Origin of the sequence: Streptomyces triculaminicus, assembly GCF_017349075.1 — a bacterium.
Lineage (GTDB): Bacteria > Actinomycetota > Actinomycetes > Streptomycetales > Streptomycetaceae > Streptomyces > Streptomyces triculaminicus.
This window is the reverse complement of the sequence record NZ_JAFMOF010000001.1, coordinates 1,155,523-1,179,358: the sequence shown is the minus strand read 5'-3', so window position 1 is coordinate 1,179,358 and position 23,836 is coordinate 1,155,523. Positions and strand designations below refer to the sequence as shown.

The following is a 23,836-nucleotide window of genomic DNA, read 5'->3' as shown; positions in this document are numbered from 1 at the left end:
ACCAGGGAACAAGGCGAAGAGCAACAGTGAGCGATATCCGCGAGAACCTGACCTACCCGATCTTCGGGCAGGCCGTCCGTGAGCTGGCGCAGACCATCGCGGACGACGGCTACGAGCCGGACATCATCCTGTCCATCGCGCGCGGCGGCGTCTTCGTCGCGGGCGGCCTCGCCTACGCGCTGGACTGCAAGAACATCCACCTGGTGAACGTCGAGTTCTACACGGGCGTCGGTACGACGCTGGAGATGCCGGTCATGCTCTCCCCCGTCCCGAACGCGATCGACTTCTCCAACAAGAAGGTCCTGATCGCCGACGACGTCGCCGACACCGGCAAGACGCTCAAGCTCGTGCACGACTTCTGCCTCGACCACGTCGCCGAGGTGCGCAGCGCGGTCATCTACGAGAAGAGCCACTCGCTCGTGAAGTGCGAGTACGTCTGGAAGAAGACGGACGAGTGGATCAACTTCCCGTGGTCCGTCGAGCCGCCGGTGGTGCGCCGCGAGGGCCAGATCCTCGACGCCTGAGCGCGCTGAACGCCAACGGGGAAGGGCCCGTCGCGATCTCGGAGACGAGATCGCGACGGGCCCTTCCCCGTGGCTGCCGTACGGCTACGGCTACAGCGTGCCCAGCTTCATCAGCGACAGCAGCGCGACCAGCTGGATCGCCGAGGCGCCCAGCGCCCGCGGCCAGGGCAGGTCGTGCGACTTGGCGACCATCGAGGTCAGCAGGGCGCCGCCGGCCACCCAGGTGGCCCAGCCCAGCACCTGCACGAGCGTGCTGTCGCCGCCCAGGAACATCGCGAAGAGCAGCCGGGGCGCGTCCGAGATCGACATGATCAGCATCGACAGGCCGACCGTCGGCTGCCAGAGGCCGTCGCCGCCGAGCTGCCGGGCGAGGGTGTGGGTGACAGCGCCCAGGATCAGCCCGGCGATCACCACCACGACGCCGGTGATCAGCACCGCCGGCAGGCTGTTGGCGAGCGAGGCGTTCAGGACGTCCTCGCGGGCCTTGTCGAAGCCGAAGACGGCGAGCAGGCCGTAGACGAACGTGACGATCAGCGCCGGGCCCCACATGGCGTGGTCGCGCATCTGCCAGAACGTCCCCTGCGGGCGCAGCACGATGCCGCTCAGCAGGTCCTTCCAGTGCAGCCGCGGCCCGGGGGGCGGGGCGGGCACCCCGGCGTCGCCGTACGGGGCGTCGCCGCCGTACCCGCCGTACGCGTCCGGCGCCTCGCCGAGGCTGAACTGCTGCGTGCGGCCCGGATCGTCGGGGGTCCGGCCGTAGTACGGGTCGTGGGCCGCCGGCCCGCCGTACTGCTGCCCGTACCCGGACTGCGGCGGCGCCTGGTGCCCGCCGTTGCCGAAGTACTCCGGCTCGTCGTACCCGCCGGGCTGCTGCTGCCACTGCTGCTGGCCGCCGCCGTAACCGGGTATGCCGGGCTGCCCCGGCGCACCCTGGCCGCCGTAGGGAGCCTGCTGTCCTTGCCGCGCGGGTCCGGGGTCGTGCGAGTCCCGTCCGCGTCCCATCCTGAATCCAGCCACGCTTTGAACGTACCCGGTCCCGGAGTGTCCGGGAGCCGGGCCCGGGGCTACGAGCCCGGCATTGCGGCCGACCTGTGACATCCCTTAGGGGAAAGGTCCGGGACCGGTGCGGCCGAAAGTACGTTTGGAGGCGCGATAGCGGCCAAGAGGCGCGTAGTCAGGGAGTGGTCGGCGCGTGCTCAGGAAGAGAGCGCCCCGATGCCCCCGGTGTTCTCGACCATCCGCTGCAGCACCCTGACCACGGTCGCGTACTCCTCGTCGCCGATGCCGTCGTGGATCTCCCCGCGCACCCGCACGACGACCTCCTTGGTCCGCTCCTTGGCCGCACGGCCGGCGTCGGTCAGCCGGAAGCGGCCGGCGTCGTCCGGGCCCGTCACCCAGGCGCGGGCGACGAGGGAGTCGAGCGCCAGGTCGATCGAATCGCGCCCCTCGTCGAGGAACGTGGCCAGCAGCCCGTGCAGCTCCTGGCGCGTCAGCCCGTCCGTGGCGGCTTCGACGCGGTTGAGGATCCACCACTGTGGCTGGGTGATGTCCACCTGGGCCATGGCCGCGCGGATGTGCCGGATCACGGCCTTGTTGGCGACCCAGCTCCAGTAGCCGATGGGCTGGCCGGCGAGGTTGGCCGTGTCGGGGTTCGGGATGTCCGGCTTCGTCGTCGTCATGCGAACGACGGTAGAACCTCAAGCTCGCTTGAGATCAAGTGTGTTGGGGGTCACGAGGGGTACGTGCGGAATTCGGAGGTGTCGACGGTCCAGGGGCCGACGGTCACCTTGTCGCCGAAGACGTAGTCGTGGCGAGTGCGGTAGCAGGGCCGCCCGCCGGGACCGGGACCGGGATCGGACATCACCGACCCGGTGCCCTTGCGGGGGTCGACGAGCAGGTACAGCGGGATGCCCATGGCCGGGTACTCGTCCATCTTGTCCAGGTAGTCGTTGCTGTGATTGGACGGCGAGACGATCTCGGCGACAAGGAGCAGGTCGTGCGGAGCGAACGGTGCGTTCTCCTCACCGAAGACTTCGTCCGGCACGACGATCAGGTCCGGGCGGCGGAGCCTGCCGAGCGCGGGGTCCTCGACGTCACCGCCCGGGAAGGAGACGAGCCCGTCATCCAACTGGCCGTCCAGCTGGCGGTTGAGGCGCATGGCGATGAAGTCGTGGAACCTGGACGGCGACATCATCATGTAGATCCCGTCCCCGCTGATCTCGAAGCTCTTGACCGGCTCGGGAGCGTGCTTCATCAGCTCCTCGGCGATGGCGCGCATACGGGCGTAATCCATGACGTGGCTCCTGCTGATTGCGAGCTGCCTACCGCGTACGACTTCATCGTCCCACGCACCTACGACAACGGCCGGGCCCCGCGGGAGGTCGCGGGGCCCGGCCGTTGTCGTAGGTGCGTGGGACGCTTACTTCACCGGCTACTTCACCGGCTCCGGCTCCGGCGTGTCCGCCGTCTCGCCGTCGCCCTCCGGGGCGGCCGGGGTCTTCACCGACTCCAGCAGCAGCTGGGCGACGTCGACGACCTGGATGGACTCCTTGGCCTTGCCGTCGTTCTTCTTGCCGTTGACCGAGTCGGTCAGCATGACGAGGCAGAAGGGGCAGGCGGTGGAGACGATGTCCGGGTTGAGGGACAGGGCCTCGTCCACGCGCTCGTTGTTGATGCGCTTGCCGATGCGCTCCTCCATCCACATGCGCGCACCGCCGGCGCCACAGCAGAAGCCGCGCTCCTTGTGACGGTGCATCTCCTCGTTGCGCAGGCCCGGCACCTTGGCGATGATCTCGCGCGGCGGGGTGTAGACCTTGTTGTGGCGGCCCAGGTAGCAAGGGTCGTGGTAGGTGATCAGACCCTCGACCGGGGTGACGGGGACCAGCTTGCCCTCGTCGATGAGGTGCTGCAGCAGCTGGGTGTGGTGGATGACCTCGTACTCGCCGCCGAGCTGCGGGTACTCGTTGGCGATGGTGTTGAAGCAGTGGGGGCAGGTCGCGACGATCTTCTTCTTCGCCTTCTCGACCTTGACGCCCTCGTCCGCGTCCTCGCCGAAGGCCATGTTCAGCATCTCGACGTTCTGCTGGCCGAGCTGCTGGAAGAGGAACTCGTTGCCCAGGCGGCGCGGGGAGTCACCGGTGCAGTTCTCCTCGCCGCCCATGATGGCGAACTTCACGCCCGCCATGTGGAGCAGCTCGGCGAAGGCCTTGGTGGTCTTCTTGGCGCGGTCCTCGAGGGCGCCGGCGCAGCCGACCCAGTAGAGGTAGTCGACCTCGGTGAGGTCCTCGATGTCCTTGCCGACGACCGGGACCTCGAAGTCGACCTCCTTGGTCCACTGCAGGCGCTGCTTCTTCGCCAGGCCCCAGGGGTTGCCCTTCTTCTCCAGGTTCTTGAGCATCGTGCCCGCCTCGGACGGGAAGGAGCTCTCGATCATCACCTGGTAGCGGCGCATGTCGACGATGTGGTCGACGTGCTCGATGTCGACCGGGCACTGCTCGACGCACGCGCCGCACGTGGTGCAGGACCACAGCACGTCGGGGTCGATGACGCCGTTCTCCTCGAGCGTGCCGATCAGGGGGCGCTCGGCCTCGGCCAGGGCCGCCGCCGGGACGTCCTTCAGCTGCTCCTCGGTCGCCTTCTCGTTGCCCTCGGCGTCCTTGCCGCCGCCGGCGAGCAGGTACGGGGCCTTGGCGTGCGCGTGGTCGCGCAGCGCCATGATGAGCAGCTTCGGCGACAGCGGCTTGCCGGTGTTCCAGGCCGGGCACTGCGACTGGCAGCGTCCGCACTCGGTGCAGGTGGAGAAGTCGAGGATGCCCTTCCAGGAGAACTCCTCGACCTTGGAGACGCCGAAGACGTCGTCCTCGCCCGGGTCCTCGAAGTCGATCGGCTTGCCGGCGCTGACCATCGGCTGCAGCGCGCCGAGGGCGACGTCGCCGTCGGCCTCGCGCTTGAACCAGATGTTGGGGAAGGCCAGGAAGCGGTGCCAGGCGACGCCCATGTCCGTCTTGAGCGAGACCGTGATCATCCAGATGAAGGAGGTCGCGATCTTCAGGCCCGCGAAGAAGTAGGTGAGGTTCTGGAGCGTGGAGACGTCCATCCCCTCCAGCCACGAGACCACCGGGTACGAGACGAAGAACGAGGCCTCGTAGCCGTCCACATGGTGCTGGGCGCCCTCGAGCGCGTGCAGCATGAAGATGCAGACGCCGACGATGAGGATGACGGCCTCGACGAAGTACGCCTGGCCGGTGTTGGAGCCGGTGAAGCGGGACTTGCGGCCCGGCTTGTCCGGCCGGTTCAGCTGCCGGATGACGATGAGCGTCAGGATGCCGAGCGCGGTCATCGTGCCGAGGAACTCGACGAAGACGTTGTACGGCGTCCACTCACCGATGATCGGCAGCAGCCAGTCGGCCTGGAAGAGCTGACCGATGGCGTTGACGATCGTCAGCAGCAGGGAGAAGAAGCCCACCGCCACGAACCAGTGCGCCACGCCGACCACGCCCCAGCGGTTCATCCGCGTGTGGCCGAGGAACTCCTTGGCGACGGTGACGGTCCGCTGCGTGGGGTCGTCGGTGCGGGTGCCGGCCGGTACGGGCTGACCCAGCCGTACGAAGCGGTAGATCTGCAGGAGGGCACGGCCGAACAGCGCGACGCCGACCGCGATAAGGACCAGCGACACAATGATCGCGGCGAGTTGCATGGGAAGGGCTCCTCGAACCTGCGAGAGCGGGATTACTAATCGGTAACTTATCCAGTCCGTACGAGACTACTCACTCCCGCGTGCGCGATATACCCGCACCGCCGGTGATCTGTGTCGCCAAGGCAAGCCTTGCTCCCTTCCTCGCTCCCTGCTGTGCGATCGCGACTGCCGGTAAGACCTACATAAAAGTTGAGCGGGTCCGACTCAGGTCTGTTGACAGGTTTGCGGGGGCTGTTGCACCCTTGAGTCTGTTCCACTCAAGTCAGCTGGAGGAATCGACATGGCACGTGCGGTCGGCATCGACCTGGGTACGACGAACTCCGTCGTCAGTGTTCTCGAAGGCGGTGAGCCCACCGTCATCACCAACGCCGAGGGCGCCAGGACCACGCCGTCCGTCGTCGCCTTCGCGAAGAACGGCGAGGTGCTGGTCGGCGAGGTCGCCAAGCGCCAGGCCGTCACCAACGTCGATCGGACGATCCGCTCGGTCAAGCGCCACATGGGCACTGACTGGAAGATCAACATCGATGGCAAGGACTTCAACCCGCAGCAGATGAGCGCCTTCATCCTGCAGAAGCTCAAGCGGGATGCCGAGGCCTACCTGGGCGAGAAGGTCGTCGACGCGGTCATCACCGTCCCGGCGTACTTCAACGACTCCGAGCGTCAGGCCACCAAGGAGGCCGGTGAGATCGCGGGTCTGAACGTCCTGCGCATCGTCAACGAGCCCACCGCGGCCGCCCTGGCCTACGGTCTCGACAAGGACGACCAGACCATTCTGGTCTTCGACCTCGGTGGCGGCACCTTCGACGTCTCGCTGCTCGAGATCGGCGACGGCGTCGTCGAGGTCAAGGCCACCAACGGCGACAACCACCTCGGTGGTGACGACTGGGACCAGCGCGTCGTCGACTACCTGGTCAAGCAGTTCGCCAACGGCCACGGCGTCGACCTGTCCAAGGACAAGATGGCGCTGCAGCGTCTGCGCGAGGCCGCCGAGAAGGCGAAGATCGAGCTGTCCTCGTCCACCGAGACCTCGATCAACCTGCCCTACATCACGGCGTCCGCCGAGGGCCCGCTGCACCTGGACGAGAAGCTCACCCGCGCCCAGTTCCAGCAGCTGACCGCGGACCTGCTCGACCGCTGCAAGACCCCGTTCCACAACGTCATCAAGGACGCCGGCATCAGCCTGTCCGAGATCGACCACGTGGTCCTGGTCGGCGGTTCCACCCGTATGCCCGCCGTCGCCGAGCTCGTCAAGGAGCTGACCGGCGGCAAGGAGGCCAACAAGGGTGTGAACCCGGACGAGGTCGTCGCCATCGGCGCCTCGCTCCAGGCCGGTGTCCTCAAGGGTGAGGTCAAGGACGTCCTGCTCCTCGACGTGACCCCGCTGTCCCTCGGCATCGAGACCAAGGGCGGCATCATGACCAAGCTGATCGAGCGCAACACCACGATCCCGACCAAGCGCTCCGAGATCTTCACGACGGCCGAGGACAACCAGCCGTCCGTGCAGATCCAGGTCTACCAGGGCGAGCGCGAGATCGCGGCGTACAACAAGAAGCTCGGCATGTTCGAGCTGACCGGCCTGCCGCCGGCCCCGCGTGGCGTCCCGCAGATCGAGGTCTCCTTCGACATCGACGCCAACGGCATCATGCACGTGACCGCGAAGGACCTGGGCACGGGCAAGGAGCAGAAGATGACCGTCACCGGCGGCTCCTCGCTCGCCAAGGACGAGGTCGACCGCATGCGCCAGGAGGCCGAGCAGTACGCGGAGGAGGACCACCGCCGCCGCGAGGCCGCCGAGACCCGCAACCAGGGCGAGCAGCTCGTCTACCAGACCGAGAAGTTCCTCAAGGACAACGAGGACAAGGTCCCGGCCGAGGTGAAGACCGAGGTCGAGACCGCGGTCGCCGAGCTGAAGGAGAAGCTCAAGGGCGAGGACGCGGCCGAGATCCGCACCGCGACCGAGAAGGTCGCCGCGGTCAGCCAGAAGCTCGGTCAGGCCATGTACGCCGACGCCCAGGGCGCCCAGGCCGCGGGCGGTGCCGACGCCGGTGCCGGCCAGGCCAAGGCCGAGGACGACGTCGTCGACGCCGAGATCGTGGACGACGAGAAGCCGAAGGGCGGTGCGTCGGCGTGACGGAGGAGACCCCGGGCTTCGACGAGAACGAGAAGCCTGAAGGCCCCTCCGACGCCACGACCCCCGATGACGCGGCGAAGGCCGCCGGATCCGCCGACAAGGCGGGTCCGGCCGGCCCGGCCGCGCCCGGCGAAGAGCTCGTCGAGGTAGGCCTCCAGGCACAGCTGGACCAGGCCCAGGCCGCGCTCACCGAGCGCACCGCGGACCTCCAGCGGCTCCAGGCCGAGTACCAGAACTACCGTCGCCGTGTGGAGCGGGACCGCGTCACGGTCAAGGAGATCGCCGTCGCGAACCTCCTGTCCGAGCTCCTGCCCACGCTCGACGACATCGGTCGCGCCCGTGACCACGGCGAGCTCGTCGGCGGCTTCAAGTCCGTCGCCGAGTCGCTGGAGACGGTCGTGTCCAAGATGGGCCTGCAGCAGTTCGGCAAGGAGGGCGAGCCCTTCGACCCGCTGGTGCACGAGGCCCTGATGCACAGCTACGCGCCCGACGTCACCGAGACCACCTGCGTGCAGATCCTGCAGCCGGGGTACCGGATCGGCGAGCGCACGATCCGCCCCGCGCGGGTCGCGGTCGCCGAGCCGCAGCCGGGCGCCGGCCCCAAGGGCGACGAGGCGTCGGACGAGGAGAACGGTGGCCCGGAAGAGGGCTGACGCCCTGGGTGACGGGAAGGAGGGACGTCGGGGATGAGCCTGAGCAGGGACTTGCTGGAGAAGGACCTCTACAAGGTCCTCGGCGTCCCCAAGGACGCCACCGAATCGGAGATCAAGAAGGCGTACCGGAAGCTCGCCCGCGAGTACCACCCGGACGCCAACAAGGGTGACTCCTCGGCCGAGGAGCGCTTCAAGGAGATCTCCGAGGCGAACGACGTCCTCGCCGACGCCAAGCGCCGCAAGGAGTACGACGAGGCGCGCGCCCTGTTCGCCAACGGCGGCTTCCGCGCCGGGCCGGGCGGCGGCGGCTCGTTCAACTTCGACCTGGGCGACCTCTTCGGGGGCGCCCAGGGCGGCGGCGGTGCGGGCGGTGCCGGCGGCTTCGGCGGCGGGCTGGGCGACGTGTTCGGCGGCCTCTTCAACAGGGGCGGTACGAGCACCCGCACCCAGCCGCGTCGCGGCCAGGACATCGAGTCCGAGGTGACACTCAACTTCACCGAGGCGGTGGAGGGGGCCACGGTCCCGCTGCGGATGTCCTCCGCCGCGGCGTGCAAGGCCTGCTCCGGCACCGGCGACAAGAACGGCACGCCCAGGGTCTGCCCGACCTGCGTCGGCACCGGCCAGGTGTCGCGCGGCTCGGGCGGCGGCTTCTCGCTGACCGACCCCTGCCCGGACTGCAAGGGCCGCGGGCTGACCCCCGAGAACCCCTGCGACGTCTGCCACGGCAGCGGGCGCGCCAAGTCCTCCCGCACGATGCAGGTCCGCATCCCCGCCGGCGTGTCCGACGGCCAGCGGATCCGGCTGCGGGGCAAGGGCGCGCCGGGCGAGCGCGGCGGCCCGAACGGCGACCTCTACGTCGTCGTCCACGTCGGCACCCACCCGGTCTTCGGGCGCAAGGACGACAACCTCACCGTCACCGTGCCCGTCACCTTCGTGGAGGCGGCGCTGGGCGGCGAGGTCAAGGTCCCCACGCTCGGCGGCCCCCCGGTCACCCTCAAGCTGCCCGCGGGTACGCCCAACGGCCGTACGATGCGCGCCCGTGGCAAGGGCGCGGTGCGCAAGGACGGCACCCGCGGCGACCTCCTGGTCACCGTCGAGGTCGCCGTGCCCACGGACCTCGACGACAAGGCCAGGGAAGCCCTGGAGTCCTACCGCGAGGCCACCGCGGGCGAGGATCCGCGAGCGGAGTTGTTCGAGGCTTCGAAGGGAGCGTGACCCATGGAAGGTGTCGGCCGCCGACGAAACCCCTATGAGCTGACCGACGAGTCGCCGGTCTACGTGATCTCGGTCGCCGCTCAGCTATCGGGGCTGCATCCGCAGACGCTGCGGCAGTACGACCGTCTCGGCCTGGTCTCCCCCGACCGTACGGCCGGGCGTGGCCGACGCTATTCCGCGCGCGACATCGAGCTGCTGCGGCAGGTCCAGCAGCTGAGCCAGGACGAGGGCATCAACCTGGCCGGCATCAAGCGCATCATCGAGCTGGAGAACCAGGTGGCCGCGCTCGCTGCGCGCGTCGCCGAGCTCCAGGCCGTCGTCGACGGCGCGGCGGCCGCCATGCAGCAGCGCGAGGCCCAGGTCCACGCCTCGTACCGCCGCGACCTGGTGCCGTACCAGGACGTCCAGCAGGCCGGCGCGCTGGTCGTGTGGCGTCCGCGACGGGACCAGCGGGAACGCTGACACCGGGACCCGGAAGGGGCCGGGAGAGCCAGAGGCTCTCCCGGCCCCTTCGTTTTTCCCTGGCGACTTTTCCCTGGCGACTCATCCACGGCGACTTGTCCACAGAGAGTTATCCACAGGCCTGGCGGGTGACGGTGGGTGACCGGGACACTCGGGGCATGACGGGGGACACGACTTCTCTGCGGGCCCTGGCCGATGCCCAGGGCGGGGTGGTGCTCACGGCCCAGGCGCTGGCCGGGGGCTGGACGCGGGGGCGGCTCGGCCTCTTCCTGGCGTCGGACGGATGGGCGAGGATCCGCGGCGGCGCCTGGCTCGCGCCCGGCCGCGAGGCGGGGCCGGAGGAGCTGCTGTGGGCGCATCAGCTGCTGCGGCCGGAGTTCGTGGTGAGCCACTGGTCGGCCGCCGCGCTGCACGGTGTCGAGGGCGGGCCGCCGGCCCGGCCCGAGTTCGTCTGCGCCGCCCGGGCGGCGGTGAAGGGCGTGACGCTGGCACCGGCTGCCGCTGGAGCCCGGCGAGGTGACGGCCGTCGGGGGCCTGCGGGCGACCACCGCCGCGCGGACCATGGCGGACCTGCTGCGGGCCGGGCCCCGGGACGAGGCGCTGCTGGCGGTCGACTCGGCCCTCGCCTGGCGGCACGTCGCGGCACCGGGCGCGCGGGGCGCGCGAAGACCCCCGCTGACCACGCTCGACGCGATCGGCCGTGCCCTGACGAGCGCCCCGGCGCTGCGCGGTGCCCGGGTCGCCGCCTGGTGGCTGGCGCTGGCCGACCCCAGGGCGGGCTCCCCCGCCTGCGGATGCACGACGCGGGGCTCCATCCCGAGACGCAGGCCGTGCTGGTGGTCCCGGCCACGGGCCGGCGCGTCTATCCCGACTTCCTCTTCCGGCGGCAGGGCCTGGTCGTGGAGACCGAGGGGTACGCCTGGCACGGCAGCAGGGCGCAGCACCAGCGGGACGTCATACGGTTCAACGCCCTCGCGGCCTGCCCGGAGGCGCGCCGCATCCTGCGGTTCACCACGGCCGACGTCCGTGACCGCCCGGCCTTGATGATCCGCGACATCCGCGCCGCGCTGGCCTGACGGCCCGGGACTCAGCCCCGGCCCAGCGCCCGGGTGACCGTGATCTCGATGACCACGCGCTCGGGGTTGGGGCGCGGGACGCGCTCGTAGCGCTCGGCGTAGCGGGTGACGGCGTCGGCGACGGCGTCGGCCTCGGTGCGGACGACGGCGCGGCCCTCGAGGGTGGCCCAGCGCCGGCCCTCGAGCTGGCAGACGGCCACGCGGGCGCCGTCGGGGCCCGCGGCCAGGACGTTGAGGGCCTTGCGGCTGTTCTTGCCGGTGATGACGCGGGCGATCCGGGCCCCGGGGTCGAAGGTGACGCCGACGGGGACGACGTGCGGCGAGCCGTCCGGGCGGGGGGTGGTGAGGGTGCAGATGTGCCGTTCGCGCCAGAAGGCGAGGTAGGCGGGGTCGAGATCGAGGAGGTCCAGAGCCATGGAAGGAAGCCTAGGCGGCCGGGGGGCCGGGCCGGGGGCGGTCGCGCCCCCGCTCGCGGGTTCGGGGCGCGGCGGCTTCACTCACAAGTGGGGCATTTCGCCGTGACCGTCTACCGAAGACGAGGTTGAGTGGAATAGACTCAACTTATCGCATGCTGATCCCAGCAGGACTGTGAAATCCAGGCCTGCGACACCGCAGGCGAGCACGAGCCACAAGGAGGAGCGCGAAGCCGTGGATGCCGAGCTGACCAACAAGAGCCGTGAGGCGCTCAGCGCCGCGAACGACCGCGCCGTGTCGGCGGGCCACGCCGACCTGACGCCCGCGCATCTGCTGCTGGCGCTGCTGGCCGGCCGGGACAACGAGAACGTGATGGACCTGCTGGCCGCCGTGGAGGCCGACGCCGCCGCCCTGCGCTCGGGCGCCGAGCGGATTCTCGCCTCGCTGCCCAGCGTCCAGGGGTCCACCGTGGCCCCGCCGCAGCCCAACCGCGAGCTGCTGGCCGCCCTGGCGGACGCCTCGGAGCGGGCGCGCGACCTGGGCGACGAGTACGTCTCCACCGAGCACCTGCTCATCGGCCTCGCCGCCAAGGGCGGCCGGACCGGCGAGCTGCTGGCCGACCAGGGGGCCTCGGCCCGGAAGCTGCTGCAGGGCTTCGAGACCGCCCGGGCCGGGCAGCGCGTGACCTCGCCGGACCCGGAGGGCACGTACAAGGCGCTGGAGAAGTTCGGTACGGACTTCACCGCCGCCGCCCGGGAGGGCAGGCTCGACCCCGTCATCGGGCGGGACCACGAGATCCGCCGCGTCGTGCAGGTCCTCTCGCGGCGCACGAAGAACAACCCCGTGCTCATCGGCGAGCCGGGCGTCGGCAAGACCGCCGTCGTCGAGGGGCTCGCGCAGCGGATAGTGAAGGGCGACGTCCCCGAGTCCCTGAAGAACAAGCGCCTGGTCGCGCTGGACCTGGGGGCCATGGTCGCGGGCGCGAAGTACCGGGGCGAGTTCGAGGAGCGGCTGAAGACCGTCCTGGCCGAGATCAAGGCCAGCGACGGGCAGATCATCACGTTCATCGACGAGCTGCACACCGTCGTCGGGGCCGGCGCCGGCGGGGACTCCGCCATGGACGCGGGGAACATGCTCAAGCCCATGCTGGCGCGCGGCGAGCTGCGTATGGTCGGCGCGACCACCCTCGACGAGTACCGCGAGCGGATCGAGAAGGACGCCGCCCTGGAGCGCCGCTTCCAGCAGGTGCTGGTCGCCGAGCCGTCCGTGGAGGACTCGATCGCCATCCTGCGCGGTCTCAAGGGCCGCTACGAGGCCCACCACAAGGTGCAGATCGCCGACTCCGCGCTGGTCGCGGCCGCCACGCTGTCCGACCGGTACATCACCTCCCGTTTCCTGCCCGACAAGGCCATCGACCTCGTCGACGAGGCCGCCTCCCGGCTGCGCATGGAGATCGACTCCTCGCCCGTCGAGATCGACGAGCTGCAGCGCGCCGTCGACCGGCTGAAGATGGAGGAGCTCGCGCTCAACAACGAGTCCGACGAGGCCAGCAAGGAGCGGCTCGCCAAGCTGCGCCGCGACCTCGCCGACAAGGAGGAGGAGCTGCGCGGCCTGACCGCCCGCTGGGAGAAGGAGAAGCAGTCCCTCAACCGCGTCGGCGAGCTCAAGGAGCGCCTCGACGACCTGCGGGTGCAGGCCGAGCGTGCCCAGCGCGACGGCGACTTCGACACCGCCTCCAAGCTGCTCTACGGCGAGATCCCGGCCGTGGAGCGTGAGCTGGCCGAGGCCGCGGAGGAGGAGGCCGAGGCCGAGCAGGAGGCCGCGGCCAAGGACCTCATGGTCAAGGAGGAGGTCGGCCCGGACGACATCGCCGACGTCGTCGCCTCCTGGACCGGCATCCCGGCGGGCCGCCTGCTCGAGGGCGAGACGCAGAAGCTGCTGCGCATGGAGGACGAGCTCGGCAAGCGGCTGATCGGCCAGAGCGAGGCCGTGCGGGCCGTCTCGGACGCCGTGCGGCGCTCCCGGGCCGGCATCGCCGACCCCGACCGCCCCACCGGCTCCTTCCTCTTCCTCGGCCCGACCGGCGTCGGCAAGACCGAGCTGGCCAAGGCGCTCGCCGACTTCCTCTTCGACGACGAGCGGGCGATGGTCCGCATCGACATGAGCGAGTACGGCGAGAAGCACTCCGTCGCCCGGCTGGTCGGCGCGCCGCCCGGCTACGTCGGCTACGAGGAGGGCGGCCAGCTGACCGAGGCCGTGCGCCGGCGCCCGTACAGCGTGGTGCTGCTGGACGAGGTGGAGAAGGCCCACCACGAGGTCTTCGACATCCTGCTGCAGGTGCTCGACGACGGCCGGCTCACGGACGGCCAGGGCCGGACGGTGGACTTCCGCAACACCATCCTCATCCTCACCTCCAACCTCGGCTCGACGTTCCTGATGGACCCGCTGCTGAAGGAGGAGCAGAAGAAGGAGAGGGTGCTGGAGACGGTACGGGCCTCCTTCCGCCCCGAGTTCCTCAACCGCCTCGACGACATCGTGGTCTTCCACCCGCTCGGCACCGGCCAGCTGGAGCGGATCGCCCAGATCCAGCTCGGCCATCTGCAGCGCCGCCTGGCCGACCGCAGGCTCACCCTGGAGGTGGGCGACGACGCGCTGCGCTGGCTGGCCACGCTGGGCCACGCGCCGCAGGCGGAGGGTGGCGAGGCGCCGGACCTCACCTACGGCGCCCGCCCGCTGCGCCGCCTGGTCCAGACCGCCATCGGCGATCAGCTCGCCCGGGCCATCCTGGCGGGCGACGTCCGGGACGGGGACACGGTCCGTGTCGATGTCGCCGAGGGACACGGGTCGCTCACCGTTTCGCCTGCTCGTGAGGGTGCCATCGGGAAATAGATGGGACAACAGGCCGGGCGGGGGTTGCCAGCTCCCGCCCGGGATGGGGGAGGATGGCGTCAGACCGTACGAAGGGAATAACACGGTGAGCATCGACCCGTCCTCGATTCCGAATTTCGGGGGCCAGCCCGAACCGCAGCCTGAGGCGGGCCCGACAGGCCCCGTCATCCCCGACCAGGACCTGGTCAAGCAGCTCCTCGAGCAGATGGAGCTGAAGTACGTCGTGGACGACGAGGGTGACCTCGCCGCGCCGTGGGAGCAGTTCCGGACGTACTTCATGTTCCGCGGCGAGGAGGAGCAGCAGGTCTTCTCCGTGCGCACGTTCTACGACCGTCCGCACGGCATCGAGGAGAAGTCCAAGCTCCTCGAGGTCATCGACGACTGGAACCGTCGCACGCTGTGGCCGAAGGTCTACACCCACACCCACGACGACGGCACTGTTCGCATGATCGGTGAGGCGCAGATGCTGATCGGCGTCGGCGTCGCGCTGGAGCACTTCGTCTCCAGCACCGTCAGCTGGGTGCGGGCCTCGATCGAGTTCGACAAGTGGCTCGTCGAGCAGCTCGGCCTGGAGGCCGACGTCGAGTCGGACGACGAGAAGCCGGACGACGAGGCGTAGGACCCGGCCACGGGGCCCCCGGGGCTGCGTGTCACATCGGGACTCTGGCGACCGCCAGCAGGTAGGTCCCGTAGAAGAACGACAGCCCGGCCAGCGCGCCCGCCGTCATGGCGACGGTGCGCGGCCGGGCTCTGGCCATGGCCACGGCGGCCGGCAGCAGCAGCGGGAAGGCCGGCAGTAGGAAGCGCGGCTTGGACGCGAAGTAGCTGGAGCCGCCGACCGCGATGACGGTCAGCACGAGCACGTACACCAGCAGGGCCGCCGGCGGGCGGTCCAGGGCGAGGAAGAGCAGCGCGACGAGGGCGGCGCCCAGGATCGCCAGCGTGACGTAGTACGCCATGTAGTCCCGCGCGACGATCAGGTGCCGGGCGAAGAGGAACGCGTCCCGCCCGAAGTCGAAGCGCGAGCCCCACAGCCGCTGCACCTCGAAGTAGCCGAGCGGCCCGCCGCCGGAGCGGAGCCCGGCCCACAGCACGTAACCGGCCCAGCCCAGCGGCGCCATGGCCGCGCACGCCCACACCCGCCAGTCCCCGCGCGAGCGCCCGTCGCGCCACAGCGCGAGGCCGGCCGCGCAGGCGACGGCCGCGGCCACGGCGACGGCGTTGGGCCGGGAGAGCCCGGCCAGCAGGGCCAGCGCCCCCGCCGGCAGCCACCGCTCGGAGATCGCCGCGTACAGCGCCCATGCCGCGAGCGCCGTCATCAGGGACTCGGTGTAGGCCATGGTCTGCACGATCCCGTGCGGCAGCAGCGCCCACAGCAGCACCAGCAGGGTCCCCACCCGCGGCCCGTGCAGCCGCTCGCCGACCGCGTAGATGCCCCAGGCCGCCGCTCCGGCCGCCGCCCAGGCCACGAGCAGTCCGGCGCTGACGATCGTCAGCGGCAGGACGGTCGCCACGGCGCGCACCAGCCCGGGGTAGAGCGGGAAGAAGGCGAGGTCGTTGTAGAAGACGTCGGGCGAGGTGGGGGAGGGGACGATCAGCCCGTAGCCGTCGCGCGCGATGCCGGCGTACCAGATGCCGTCCCAGAGGTGGCCGAGCAGCGTGCGCGGATGCTTGCCCACCCACCACGCCCACGCCGCCATCACCGTCATGCCGGTCAGCCGGACGGACGCGTACAGCCAGAGCGCGGGCAGCGCCCGGCGCAGCGCCTCGCGCACCCGGTCCGCGCGGTCGGCGCGGCGGCGGTCGCGGGCGGTGCGGCGCTGACCGGGCGTGCGGGCGGGCGCCGCGACGCGGTGGACGGTGGGGCCGGCGGCGGACACGGGGGCACCTCCGGTGCGGTGCTGCGGGAACGTGGAGGTATACCGAGGCATACCGACGGCAGCCCGTTCGGCATCCCGGCGGCATACCGACCATGCGGCCCGTGCCTCGCGCGCGCGACCTGCAGCGCCCGTAAGCGGTGCACCTTCCACCCGCTCGGCCGCACAACCGGAGTGTCTGCGTCCGGTCGATCCCGCGTCGTGTGCCGCGCGGGTGTGCTGTGCCGCCCGGGGCGTTCTGCCTAGGGTGAGGACGATCAGCGGAGCCGATGAGGACCGAGGGGAGCGGGATCGGGGATGGCCGAGAACGTCGAGATCACGGTGGGTGCGCGGGGGGCGGACTGGAGTCCGGCGGCGCGGGTGCGCGGCCTGGGGACGTCCGTCTTCACGGAGATGACCGAGCTGGCCCGCAGCACGGGAGCGGTCAACCTGGGCCAGGGGGTGCCCGAGCTGGACGCTCCCGCGGCCCTGCTGCGGGACGTCGCCGAGACGGTGCTCGCGGGCGGCAACCAGTACCCGCCCGCCCACGGCTTCCCCGCGCTGCGGGAGGCCGTCGCCGCGCATCAGCTCCGGCGGTACGGGCTTTCGTACGACCCGCGGGACGAGGTGCTGGTCACCACGGGCGCGACGGAGGCCCTGGCGGCGGCGCTGCTGGGGCTGTGCGACCCGGGCGACGAGGCCATCGCCTTCGACCCCTGCTACGACGCCTACCCGGCGGGGGCGCGCTTCGCGGGCGCCCGGCTGGTGCCCGTACCTCTCGCGGAGGACGGCGACGGTTTCGTGCTCGACGCGGACGCGCTGCGTGCCGCGGTCACCCGGCGCACCCGCGTCCTGCTGCTCAACACCCCGCACAACCCCACCGGCAAGGTGTTCACCGACGGGGAGCTGGCCGCGGTGGCGGAGGTCTGCCGGGAGCACGACCTGACGGTGGTGACGGACGAGGTCTACGAGCACCTGGTCTACGACGGGGCCGGGCACCGGACGATCGCCGCGCTGCCGGGGATGCGCGAGCGGACGCTGACGGTCTCCTCGGCCGGCAAGACCTTCAACGTCACCGGTTGGAAGGTCGGCTGGGTGTGCGGCCCGGCGCATCTGGTGGCGGCCGTGGCGGCGGCGAAGCAGTTCCTCACCTACGCCTCGGGCACGCCCTACCAGGAGGCGCTCGCGCGGGCGCTGGGGGGCGTGGAGGAGTGGGCGGCCGAGCTCAGGGCGGCGCTGCGCCGCAATCGCGATCTGCTGAGCGAGGGGCTCGCGCGGGCGGGTCTGCGCCCCCTTCGCGCGGACGCCGGCTATTTCGTGCAGGCGGACATCCGCGCGTGGGGGCACGCGGACGGCGTGCGATTCTGCCGTGAACTCCCTTTGCACGCCGGGGTGGTGGCCATTCCCACGTCCGCCTTCCAAATGCGCCCGGACGCCCCGTCCTATCTGGTGCGATTCTCCTTCTGCCGGCGCGAGAAGTCGGTGGTCGAGGCGGTGGAGAAGCTGGTAGCCGCTATGTGATCAGTGGGTTTGCAACCTGCTCAAGGCCATTCGCATATGCGTCCGGCGGATTTCGACATCCGTCGGACGCCGGTGTGTTGAACATTTGAGCTGCACGGCCCTCGCGTGGATGGAAAGTTGCAGATGATGGGTAAAACTGCTGTGCACGCGGCTCATTCGTGATTCCCTCTCATTCAGAGCCACGTTGAGAGACAACTCCTCGGAATCGCCGGAATCCGGATTCCCACCCGCCGGAGCGGAACCAGGGGCCTCGAATGTGGGTATGAGCCGGCGCACTCGAAAGGAATCTGGTCCTCCTCGGGGCGGGCCGGCCCACCCTCCACTGCTCGCTCGCGGAGCCGACCCATGCTCACCACCCTCAAGACCACCTACACCGATACCCGCGCCGCCGATCTCGCCTGGTGTCTGGGCAAGGAGCCCCTTCCCGCGCTGGCGGTGCTCGACCTCCACCTCGACGGCGCGGCCGTCCAACTGCGCCTGCTGGGCGCCTCCCACCAGGTCATACTCGAAGAGGAGGGCGGCATCTGCTCGGAGACGGTCGCCTGCATAGCCGGCAGCAGTACCCCGCTCCCGCTGGGGGTCGCCCGGCGCGTCGGCGCATGGGAGTACGAATTCGCCGCCCGCGTCGAGACCCTCTCCAGCTGCTCGTTCGCAGGGCGCGCCCAGGAGCTGCTGGCCCTGGTCGCCGAGCACCCGCAGGGCCTGGCCGGCACCTTTCCCGGCAGCCCCCACGCCTTCACCGCGCTGCTGGCCCAGCGCCACGACGGCCAGATCAGCTGGCGCACCTGGCACGCCTACCCCCAGGAGGGGAGGCTGGTCGCCACCCGCACCCGCGTGGGCGTGCGCATGGCGGCCCCGATCTGAGGTCACCCCAGCGTGTGACGATTAAACCCGTGTGGGTGACAAAGGGTATGCCGGTTCGTGACGTAGCGTTCCCGCATGGTCCACCACCCCCCGGTACCAGCGAGGCTGCCCGTACCGGCCGGGCTCGGCCGCCTCCTCGTTCTGACCACGGTCTTCGTCTGCGCGGCCTGCGGGCTGGTGTACGAGCTGGAACTGGTCGCCCTGGCCTCGTACTTGATCGGTGACTCCGTCACCCAGGCCTCCGTCGTCCTGTCGGTGATGGTCTTCGCCATGGGCGTCGGCTCCCTGCTCGCCAAACGGTTGCGCGACCGCGCGGCCGTCGGTTTCGCGGCGGTCGAGGCGGGGCTGGCGCTGACCGGCGGGCTGTCGGCCATGGCGCTGTACGCCTGCTTCGCCTGGTACGGACAGGCCCGGCCCGCGCTGGTGGGCTTCTCGCTGGCCATCGGGGTGCTGATCGGCGCCGAGGTACCGCTGTTGATGACCCTCATCCAGCGCATCCGCCGGCAGGACGCGGGCGGCGCGGTCGCGGACCTCTTCGCCGCCGACTACGTGGGCGCCCTGGTCGGGGGGCTCGCCTTCCCGTTCCTTCTGCTGCCCGTGCTGGGCCAGTTGACGGGCGCCCTGCTGACCGGCGCGGTGAACGCCGTGGCGGGCGGGGCGCTGGTGCTCTGGCTCTTCCGGGGCGACCTGAGCGCGCGGGCGCGCTGGGTGCTGGTCACCGCGAACGCGCTGGTGCTGGTGCTGCTGGCCGTCTGCTCGGCGCTCACCGGACCCTTCGAGCGGGCCGCGCGCAACGCCGTGTACGGGGCCGACGTCCGGGTGGCCGTGCAGTCGGAGGTGCAGGAGGTCGTCCTGACCGGCGGCGGCGCCGACGGCCATCCGCTGTCCCTCTTCCTGGACGGGCGGCTGCGGGTCAGCGGCGACGACGAATACCGCTACCACGAGGCCCTGGTGCACCCCGCGATGGCGGGCCCCCACCGCGACGTCCTCGTCCTCGGCGGCGGCGACGGCCTCGCCGTGCGCGAGCTGCTGCGCTATCCGGACGTCGGCTCGGTGACCGTCGTCGAGCTCGACTCCGCCGTGCTGCGGCTGGCCCGCACGGACGCCGGCCTCGTGGCGCTCAACCGCGGCGCCTACCGCGACCCGCGCGTCAGGGTCGTGGCCGCCGACGCGTTCGAGTGGCTGCGTGCGCCGCGCGGGGCCGCCGAGGGCCCGTACGACGTGGTGATCTCAGACCTGCCCGATCCCGGCGTGACGCCCAGCGCCAAGCTGTACTCCCAGGAGTTCTACGGGCTGGTGACGCGGGTGCTCGCGCCCGGTGGCCGATTAGCCGTGCACGGGGGCGACCTCGACGTGCGTCCGCGCACCTTCTGGACCGTGGACGCCACGGTCCGTTCCGTGGGGCTGCGGACCGCGCCCTACGAGGTCCGGGCGCCGACCGCGCGGGACGAGCGCCGCCCGGGCTGGGGCTTTCTGCTCGCCGCCCGCTCACCCGTACGGCTGCGGCTGCCCGACGCCCGCCCGTACCTGCCCTCCCTGACGCCCGAGAAGCTGGGCGAGGAGGCCCACGAGGCCGCACTGCGCAGGGAGACGGGGCTGCTGCCGTCCACGTTGATGCACCCGCGCTACGCGCAGTGAGGCCCACCGGGCGGCGCCGGCCGCAGGGACGCGCGGAAGGCCCCCGGGGCGAGGCCCGCGCGGTGCTGGAAGAACTTGGAGAAGTTCGCCGCGTCGTCGAAGCCCAGGCGGCCGGCGATCCGGGCGGCGGACAGGTCGCTGTGCGCGAGCAGCCGCTTGGCCTCCAGCACCACCCGCTGGTCGACGAAGTCCTTGGCCCCCGCCCCGGTCGCCGCCAGTGTGGCCCGGGAGAGGGTGCGGGAGGAGTAGCCGAGCGCGCGGGCGTAGTCGGCGACCCGGCGGTGGGTGGCGAAGTCACGCTCGACCGCGGCCCGGAAGCGCGAGAACGCCTCCCCGGCGGCGGGCGGCGGCCCCACCACGGCCGCGGTGTGCGCCAGGCGGAGCACCAGCACGGAGAACAGGTGCCGCAGGACGTCCGTGTGCACACCCGGGGGGAGCCCGGAGCCGGTGCGGTAGTCGGTGGCCAGGTGGCGTACGGCGCAGAAGACGGCCTCCCGGTCGCCGCCCTCGGGCCGCCACAGCACCGGTCGGAACGGGTCGTCCGCCGTGGCCGCGACGCTGCTGCCCGGCGGCAGGAAGCCGGGCTCGACCAGGACGACGGTGCCCTCGACGGCGGTGACGTCGTCGCCGAACTGCTGCACCTGGCCGGGGCGCACCCACAGCACGCGGCCTGCGGCGAGGGAGTGGGCGGTGAAGTCCACGACGTGCGAGGCGGCACCGGAGTCGACGGCGATGATCTGGTGGAAGTCCAGCCGCTGGGGCCTGGTCAGCAGGCCGTCCAAGGCGCGCTCGCGGAGCTCGGCGAGCGTCATCACCTCGAGGCCCGCGGGGCTGCCGGGCGGGGGGTCGTAGGCGAGGTCGAGGATCTCGCCGGGCTCGCCGTCCGGGTCGTCGTGTCGTTTTCTCACCATGAGCAGGCGCGAGCCTACCTCGCCGCGGGGCACCGGTCTGCCTAGCGTGGGTGTTCGGCACTGACCGCCGTTTCCGCAGTTCCAGAGGAGAAACCCCCATGGCCAAGATCGCTCTCTTCGGCGCCACCGGCACGATCGGCAGCCGCGTCCTGCGCGAGGCGCTGGACCGCGGCCACCAGGTCACCGCGGTCGTCCGCGACCCGGCGAAGGTCACCGAGCAGCACCCCAACCTCACCGTCACCACCGGTGACGTCCTCGACCCCGCGTCGGTCACCGAGGCCGCCCGGGGCCGGGACGTCGTGGTCAGCGCGGTGGGCGGCGGCGACGGCCCCGGCCACCTGGCGACCATCGAGCCCGCGGCCAAGTCGCTGGTGGAGGGCCTGCGCGCGCTCGGCGACGAAGCCCCGCGGCTGGTGGCGGTGGGCGGCGCGGGCTCGCTGCGCACGCCGGACGGCAAGCAGGTGTGGGATGCCGAGGGGCTGCCGGAGTTCCTGCTGCAGATCATGCACGCGCACGGTGACGCGCTGGACTTCTACCGCACGGTCTCCGACGTCCGCTGGACCAACATCAGCCCCGCGGGCCTCATCGAGCCCGGCGAGCGCACCGGCACCTACCGCACGGCGCTGGACGACCTCGTGGTGGACGCGGACGGCAAGAGCCGGATCTCCGCCGAGGACTACGCGGTGGCGCTCATCGACGAGATCGAGACGCCGAAGCACGTCGGAGAGCGCTTCACTGTCGGAGACTGACCGTCTTCTGACGGAAAGTTCGATCGGATTCGACCGGGGCGGTACCGGTACGGGGCCCGGTGGGTAGGCTCGCTAGCTATGGAGCATGAGGTGTTCGTTCCGTTTCCCGTGGAAGCGGTGCGGCGAGTTCTTTCCGACCCCGCGCGCGTCGCGCGCTGCGTGCCCGGCCTGCAGCAGGACGCCTCGGCCGGCGCCGCGCTCACGGGGCGCCTGAGGCTGCGCATCGGCGGCTCGACGATCACCTACCGGGGAGCGCTCCGGCTCACCGAGCGGGACGGCTCGTACGAGCTGTCCGGCGAGGGCACGGAGGCACGGGGCTCCGGCACGGTCACCCTCATGCTGAGCGCCATGCCGGAGGAGATGCCCGGCGGCACCCGGCTGACCTGCACCGGAACGGTGGGCGGCGCCGGACGGCTCACGGAGTTCGACACCAAGACCGCGGAGTCGGCGGCGCGGCGGCTGCTCGACCGGTTCGCCGCGGCGCTGGCCGAGGAGCTGCGCGACGACGCCGCGGCGGCGGTGGAGGCGGTGCCGCCGGCCGCCGTGGAGGCGGAGGGCGCCCCCGAGTTCGAGGACGACGTCCTCGACGACGAGGAGCCCCCGGCCGAGGCCGCGCACGCCCGCCGCACGATGATCGGCCGCAGCGCGGAGGAGGTCGACCACGCGCCGCCGAGGGGCCGTTACGCCCCGGTCCCGGCACCGGAGACGGCCTCCGGCACGGCGGTCCTGCGCTGGGCCGGCCCGGCGGCGGCCATCGCCCTGGCGGGCGCGGTGGTCGTGACCCGGGCCCTGCGGCGCAAACGCTGAAAGTCCTGACCGTCTCCAAACCGTGCGTCTCCCACCGGAATCGGTGGGTGTGTCCGGGCGTCAGGACATAGGCTCGAAGAGTGAGCGATGACGTACGCCTGAAGGCCGCGAACGCCGCGGTGACCCTGGATCCCGGCAACGGCTGCCGCCTGAACAGCCTCAAGATCGACGACACCGAACTCCTGCGCCAGGGCGACCACTACGGCGCCTTTCCCATGGTCCCGTGGTGCGGCCGCATCGAGCTCGGCCGCTTCCGCAACGGCGGTGACGTGCACCAGATGCCGGTCAACCACCCCCCGCACGCCATTCACGGAACCGGGCGGGACACCGCCTGGCGCACCGCCCGTGCGGACGAGCGCTCGGCGGCGTTCACCTACGACCTCGCCGACCCCTGGCCGTACTCCGGCCGCGTCACCCAGCTGGCCGAGCTGACGGAGAATTCCCTCACCCTCACCATGGGCGTCGAGACCTACGACGACTCCTTCCCGGCGCAGGCCGGCTGGCACCCCTGGTTCCTGCGCAACCTGGGCACCGGCAAGGACGTGGAGATCGGCTTCCAGGCCGCCTGGCAGGAGGAGCGCGGCGACGACCACCTCCCCACCGGCCGCCGCATCACCCCCCGGCCCGGCCCGTGGGACGACTGCTTCGGGATGCCCGACGGCGTGGACGTCACCCTCACCTGGCCCGGAGCCCTGGAGCTGAAGATCACCAGCCGTGCCGAGTGGGTCGTGGTCTACGACGAGCAGACCGAGGCGGTCTGCGTCGAGCCGCAGTCCGGCCCGCCCAACGGGCTGAACACCCACCCGCGCCTCGTCACGCCGATCGACCCCCTGGAGATCTCCACGACGTGGACCTGGCGGTCGCTGGCCTAAGCTCATGGCCATGAGCGATGCGCGTGACGCCCTGCTGCAGCAGATCAAGGACAAGGCCGTGGTGCACGGCAAGGTGACCCTCTCCTCCGGCAAGGAGGCCGACTACTACATCGACCTGCGCCGGATCACCCTGGACGCCGAGGCCGCGCCCCTGGTCGGCCAGGTGATGCTGGACGCCACGGCGGACCTGGACTTCGACGCCGTCGGCGGTCTCACCCTGGGCGCCGACCCGGTCGCCACCTCGATGCTGCACGCGGCCGCCGCGCGCGGCCGCAAGCTGGACGCGTTCGTCGTCCGCAAGGCGCAGAAGACGCACGGCATGCAGCGCCGCATCGAGGGCCCGGACATCACGGGCCGTCGCGTGCTCGTCGTCGAGGACACCTCCACCACCGGCGGCTCCCCGCTGACCGCCGTCGAGGCGGCCCGCGAGGCCGGCGCCGAGGTCGTGGCCGTGGCCACGATCGTCGACCGCGGCGCCCAGTCGGCCATCGAGGGCGCGGGCCTGCGCTACATCACCGGCTACTCCCTGGGGGACCTGGACCTGGGCTGACCCCGCCG

General features: G+C 71.3%; 22 protein-coding genes. 15 read left to right on the top strand and 7 right to left on the bottom strand.

The window, feature by feature from the left end:
- The first annotated feature begins 26 nt into the window (after window positions 1-26).
- Window positions 27-524: a phosphoribosyltransferase gene (locus J1792_RS05430; RefSeq protein ID WP_086573381.1), complete on the top strand. Its 498-nt coding sequence runs from the start codon at window positions 27-29 to the stop codon at window positions 522-524.
- A gap of 90 nt (window positions 525-614) precedes the next feature.
- On the opposite strand, the gene J1792_RS05425 is transcribed toward J1792_RS05430, so the two are convergent.
- From J1792_RS05425 to J1792_RS05410, 4 genes are all read right to left on the bottom strand, one after another.
- Entirely contained in the window at window positions 615-1,622 is a 1,008-nt protein-coding gene (locus J1792_RS05425) for a Yip1 family protein (RefSeq protein WP_086573380.1), read from the bottom strand.
- Window positions 1,623-1,720: 98 nt separating this feature from the next.
- Window positions 1,721-2,203, bottom strand: a complete 483-nt coding sequence (locus tag J1792_RS05420) for a MarR family winged helix-turn-helix transcriptional regulator (protein ID WP_086573378.1) — start codon at window positions 2,201-2,203, stop codon at window positions 1,721-1,723.
- A 50-nt stretch (window positions 2,204-2,253) separates the two neighbouring features.
- Window positions 2,254-2,817, bottom strand: coding sequence for a Uma2 family endonuclease (locus J1792_RS05415; protein WP_207246725.1), 564 nt, complete (start codon window positions 2,815-2,817; stop codon window positions 2,254-2,256).
- A 138-nt stretch (window positions 2,818-2,955) separates the two neighbouring features.
- Window positions 2,956-5,220: a (Fe-S)-binding protein gene (locus tag J1792_RS05410; RefSeq protein WP_207246724.1), complete on the bottom strand. Its 2,265-nt coding sequence runs from the start codon at window positions 5,218-5,220 to the stop codon at window positions 2,956-2,958.
- A 280-nt stretch (window positions 5,221-5,500) separates the two neighbouring features.
- Between J1792_RS05410 and dnaK the strand changes: the two genes are divergently transcribed.
- The 5 genes from dnaK to J1792_RS05385 all read left to right on the top strand — a co-directional run bounded on the left by dnaK (window position 5,501) and on the right by J1792_RS05385 (window position 10,757).
- On the top strand, window positions 5,501-7,351 hold the full coding sequence (dnaK, locus tag J1792_RS05405; RefSeq protein ID WP_086573376.1) for a molecular chaperone DnaK: 1,851 nt from the start codon (window positions 5,501-5,503) through the stop codon (window positions 7,349-7,351).
- The gene (grpE, locus tag J1792_RS05400) at window positions 7,348-8,004 is read left to right on the top strand and encodes a nucleotide exchange factor GrpE (protein ID WP_086573375.1); all 657 of its coding nucleotides are present in this window, start codon (window positions 7,348-7,350) and stop codon (window positions 8,002-8,004) included. Before dnaK ends, grpE begins: the two co-directional genes overlap by 4 nt.
- Window positions 8,005-8,037: 33 nt before the next feature.
- On the top strand, window positions 8,038-9,219 hold the full coding sequence (gene dnaJ, locus J1792_RS05395) for a molecular chaperone DnaJ (protein WP_086573373.1): 1,182 nt from the start codon (window positions 8,038-8,040) through the stop codon (window positions 9,217-9,219).
- Window positions 9,220-9,222: 3 nt separating this feature from the next.
- Complete coding sequence (locus J1792_RS05390) at window positions 9,223-9,681, top strand: heat shock protein transcriptional repressor HspR (RefSeq protein WP_086573372.1); 459 nt, start codon at window positions 9,223-9,225, stop codon at window positions 9,679-9,681.
- A gap of 158 nt (window positions 9,682-9,839) precedes the next feature.
- Window positions 9,840-10,757, top strand: coding sequence for a hypothetical protein (locus J1792_RS05385; RefSeq protein WP_242645445.1), 918 nt, complete (start codon window positions 9,840-9,842; stop codon window positions 10,755-10,757).
- An 11-nt stretch (window positions 10,758-10,768) separates the two neighbouring features.
- On the opposite strand, the gene J1792_RS05380 is transcribed toward J1792_RS05385, so the two are convergent.
- Window positions 10,769-11,173 (bottom strand): TIGR03618 family F420-dependent PPOX class oxidoreductase, encoded by a 405-nt coding sequence (locus J1792_RS05380; protein WP_086573370.1) that lies wholly within the window; start codon window positions 11,171-11,173, stop codon window positions 10,769-10,771.
- Window positions 11,174-11,405: 232 nt separating this feature from the next.
- On the opposite strand from J1792_RS05380, the gene clpB reads away from it, so the two are divergent.
- On the top strand, window positions 11,406-14,060 hold the full coding sequence (gene clpB, locus J1792_RS05375) for an ATP-dependent chaperone ClpB (protein ID WP_207246723.1): 2,655 nt from the start codon (window positions 11,406-11,408) through the stop codon (window positions 14,058-14,060).
- Window positions 14,061-14,145: 85 nt separating this feature from the next.
- Window positions 14,146-14,679, top strand: coding sequence for a YbjN domain-containing protein (locus J1792_RS05370; RefSeq protein WP_179199152.1), 534 nt, complete (start codon window positions 14,146-14,148; stop codon window positions 14,677-14,679).
- 31 nt (window positions 14,680-14,710) lie between these two features.
- Here the strand turns inward: J1792_RS05370 and J1792_RS05365 are convergent, their stop codons facing one another.
- Window positions 14,711-15,940 carry a hypothetical protein gene (locus J1792_RS05365; RefSeq protein WP_307842904.1) on the bottom strand — a complete coding sequence of 410 codons (1,230 nt, stop codon included), beginning with the start codon at window positions 15,938-15,940 and terminating at the stop codon, window positions 14,711-14,713.
- 294 nt (window positions 15,941-16,234) lie between these two features.
- On the opposite strand from J1792_RS05365, the gene J1792_RS05360 reads away from it, so the two are divergent.
- From J1792_RS05360 to J1792_RS05350, 3 genes are all read left to right on the top strand, one after another.
- Window positions 16,235-17,437, top strand: a complete 1,203-nt coding sequence (locus tag J1792_RS05360) for an aminotransferase class I/II-fold pyridoxal phosphate-dependent enzyme (protein ID WP_207246722.1) — start codon at window positions 16,235-16,237, stop codon at window positions 17,435-17,437.
- Between the two features lie 345 nt (window positions 17,438-17,782).
- Entirely contained in the window at window positions 17,783-18,301 is a 519-nt protein-coding gene (locus J1792_RS05355) for a DUF2617 family protein (RefSeq protein WP_086574103.1), read from the top strand.
- 75 nt (window positions 18,302-18,376) lie between these two features.
- Window positions 18,377-19,939 (top strand): polyamine aminopropyltransferase, encoded by a 1,563-nt coding sequence (locus J1792_RS05350; RefSeq protein ID WP_086574101.1) that lies wholly within the window; start codon window positions 18,377-18,379, stop codon window positions 19,937-19,939.
- Here J1792_RS05350 and J1792_RS05345 read toward each other — a convergent pair.
- The gene (locus J1792_RS05345; RefSeq protein ID WP_207246721.1) at window positions 19,927-20,850 is read right to left on the bottom strand and encodes a helix-turn-helix domain-containing protein; all 924 of its coding nucleotides are present in this window, start codon (window positions 20,848-20,850) and stop codon (window positions 19,927-19,929) included. The genes J1792_RS05350 and J1792_RS05345 overlap by 13 nt on opposite strands.
- A gap of 98 nt (window positions 20,851-20,948) precedes the next feature.
- Between J1792_RS05345 and J1792_RS05340 the strand changes: the two genes are divergently transcribed.
- From J1792_RS05340 to pyrE, 4 genes are all read left to right on the top strand, one after another.
- The gene (locus J1792_RS05340; protein WP_086574099.1) at window positions 20,949-21,599 is read left to right on the top strand and encodes an NAD(P)-dependent oxidoreductase; all 651 of its coding nucleotides are present in this window, start codon (window positions 20,949-20,951) and stop codon (window positions 21,597-21,599) included.
- 78 nt (window positions 21,600-21,677) lie between these two features.
- The gene (locus tag J1792_RS05335; protein ID WP_086574098.1) at window positions 21,678-22,406 is read left to right on the top strand and encodes an SRPBCC domain-containing protein; all 729 of its coding nucleotides are present in this window, start codon (window positions 21,678-21,680) and stop codon (window positions 22,404-22,406) included.
- An 80-nt stretch (window positions 22,407-22,486) separates the two neighbouring features.
- Window positions 22,487-23,278 carry an aldose epimerase family protein gene (locus J1792_RS05330; protein WP_086574096.1) on the top strand — a complete coding sequence of 264 codons (792 nt, stop codon included), beginning with the start codon at window positions 22,487-22,489 and terminating at the stop codon, window positions 23,276-23,278.
- Window positions 23,279-23,282: 4 nt separating this feature from the next.
- Window positions 23,283-23,828: an orotate phosphoribosyltransferase gene (pyrE, locus tag J1792_RS05325; protein WP_207246720.1), complete on the top strand. Its 546-nt coding sequence runs from the start codon at window positions 23,283-23,285 to the stop codon at window positions 23,826-23,828.
- Window positions 23,829-23,836 lie beyond the last annotated feature (8 nt).

Bases quoted from the DNA above. Each gene is read 5' to 3' on its own strand.
- dnaJ (WP_086573373.1), top strand. From the start codon at position 8,038: ATGAGCCTGAGCAGGGACTTGCTGGAGAAGGACCTCTACAAGGTCCTC.
- pyrE (WP_207246720.1), top strand. From the start codon at position 23,283: ATGGCCATGAGCGATGCGCGTGACGCCCTGCTGCAGCAGATCAAGGAC.
- J1792_RS05390 (WP_086573372.1), top strand. From the start codon at position 9,223: ATGGAAGGTGTCGGCCGCCGACGAAACCCCTATGAGCTGACCGACGAG.
- J1792_RS05345 (WP_207246721.1), bottom strand. From the start codon at position 20,850: ATGGTGAGAAAACGACACGACGACCCGGACGGCGAGCCCGGCGAGATC.
- J1792_RS05360 (WP_207246722.1), top strand. From the start codon at position 16,235: ATGGCCGAGAACGTCGAGATCACGGTGGGTGCGCGGGGGGCGGACTGG.
- J1792_RS05355 (WP_086574103.1), top strand. From the start codon at position 17,783: ATGCTCACCACCCTCAAGACCACCTACACCGATACCCGCGCCGCCGAT.
- J1792_RS05335 (WP_086574098.1), top strand. From the start codon at position 21,678: ATGGAGCATGAGGTGTTCGTTCCGTTTCCCGTGGAAGCGGTGCGGCGA.
- J1792_RS05380 (WP_086573370.1), bottom strand. From the start codon at position 11,173: ATGGCTCTGGACCTCCTCGATCTCGACCCCGCCTACCTCGCCTTCTGG.
- J1792_RS05340 (WP_086574099.1), top strand. From the start codon at position 20,949: ATGGCCAAGATCGCTCTCTTCGGCGCCACCGGCACGATCGGCAGCCGC.
- J1792_RS05425 (WP_086573380.1), bottom strand. From the start codon at position 1,622: ATGTCACAGGTCGGCCGCAATGCCGGGCTCGTAGCCCCGGGCCCGGCT.
- J1792_RS05385 (WP_242645445.1), top strand. From the start codon at position 9,840: ATGACGGGGGACACGACTTCTCTGCGGGCCCTGGCCGATGCCCAGGGC.
- J1792_RS05410 (WP_207246724.1), bottom strand. From the start codon at position 5,220: ATGCAACTCGCCGCGATCATTGTGTCGCTGGTCCTTATCGCGGTCGGC.
- J1792_RS05350 (WP_086574101.1), top strand. From the start codon at position 18,377: ATGGTCCACCACCCCCCGGTACCAGCGAGGCTGCCCGTACCGGCCGGG.
- J1792_RS05415 (WP_207246725.1), bottom strand. From the start codon at position 2,817: ATGGATTACGCCCGTATGCGCGCCATCGCCGAGGAGCTGATGAAGCAC.
- J1792_RS05420 (WP_086573378.1), bottom strand. From the start codon at position 2,203: ATGACGACGACGAAGCCGGACATCCCGAACCCCGACACGGCCAACCTC.
- dnaK (WP_086573376.1), top strand. From the start codon at position 5,501: ATGGCACGTGCGGTCGGCATCGACCTGGGTACGACGAACTCCGTCGTC.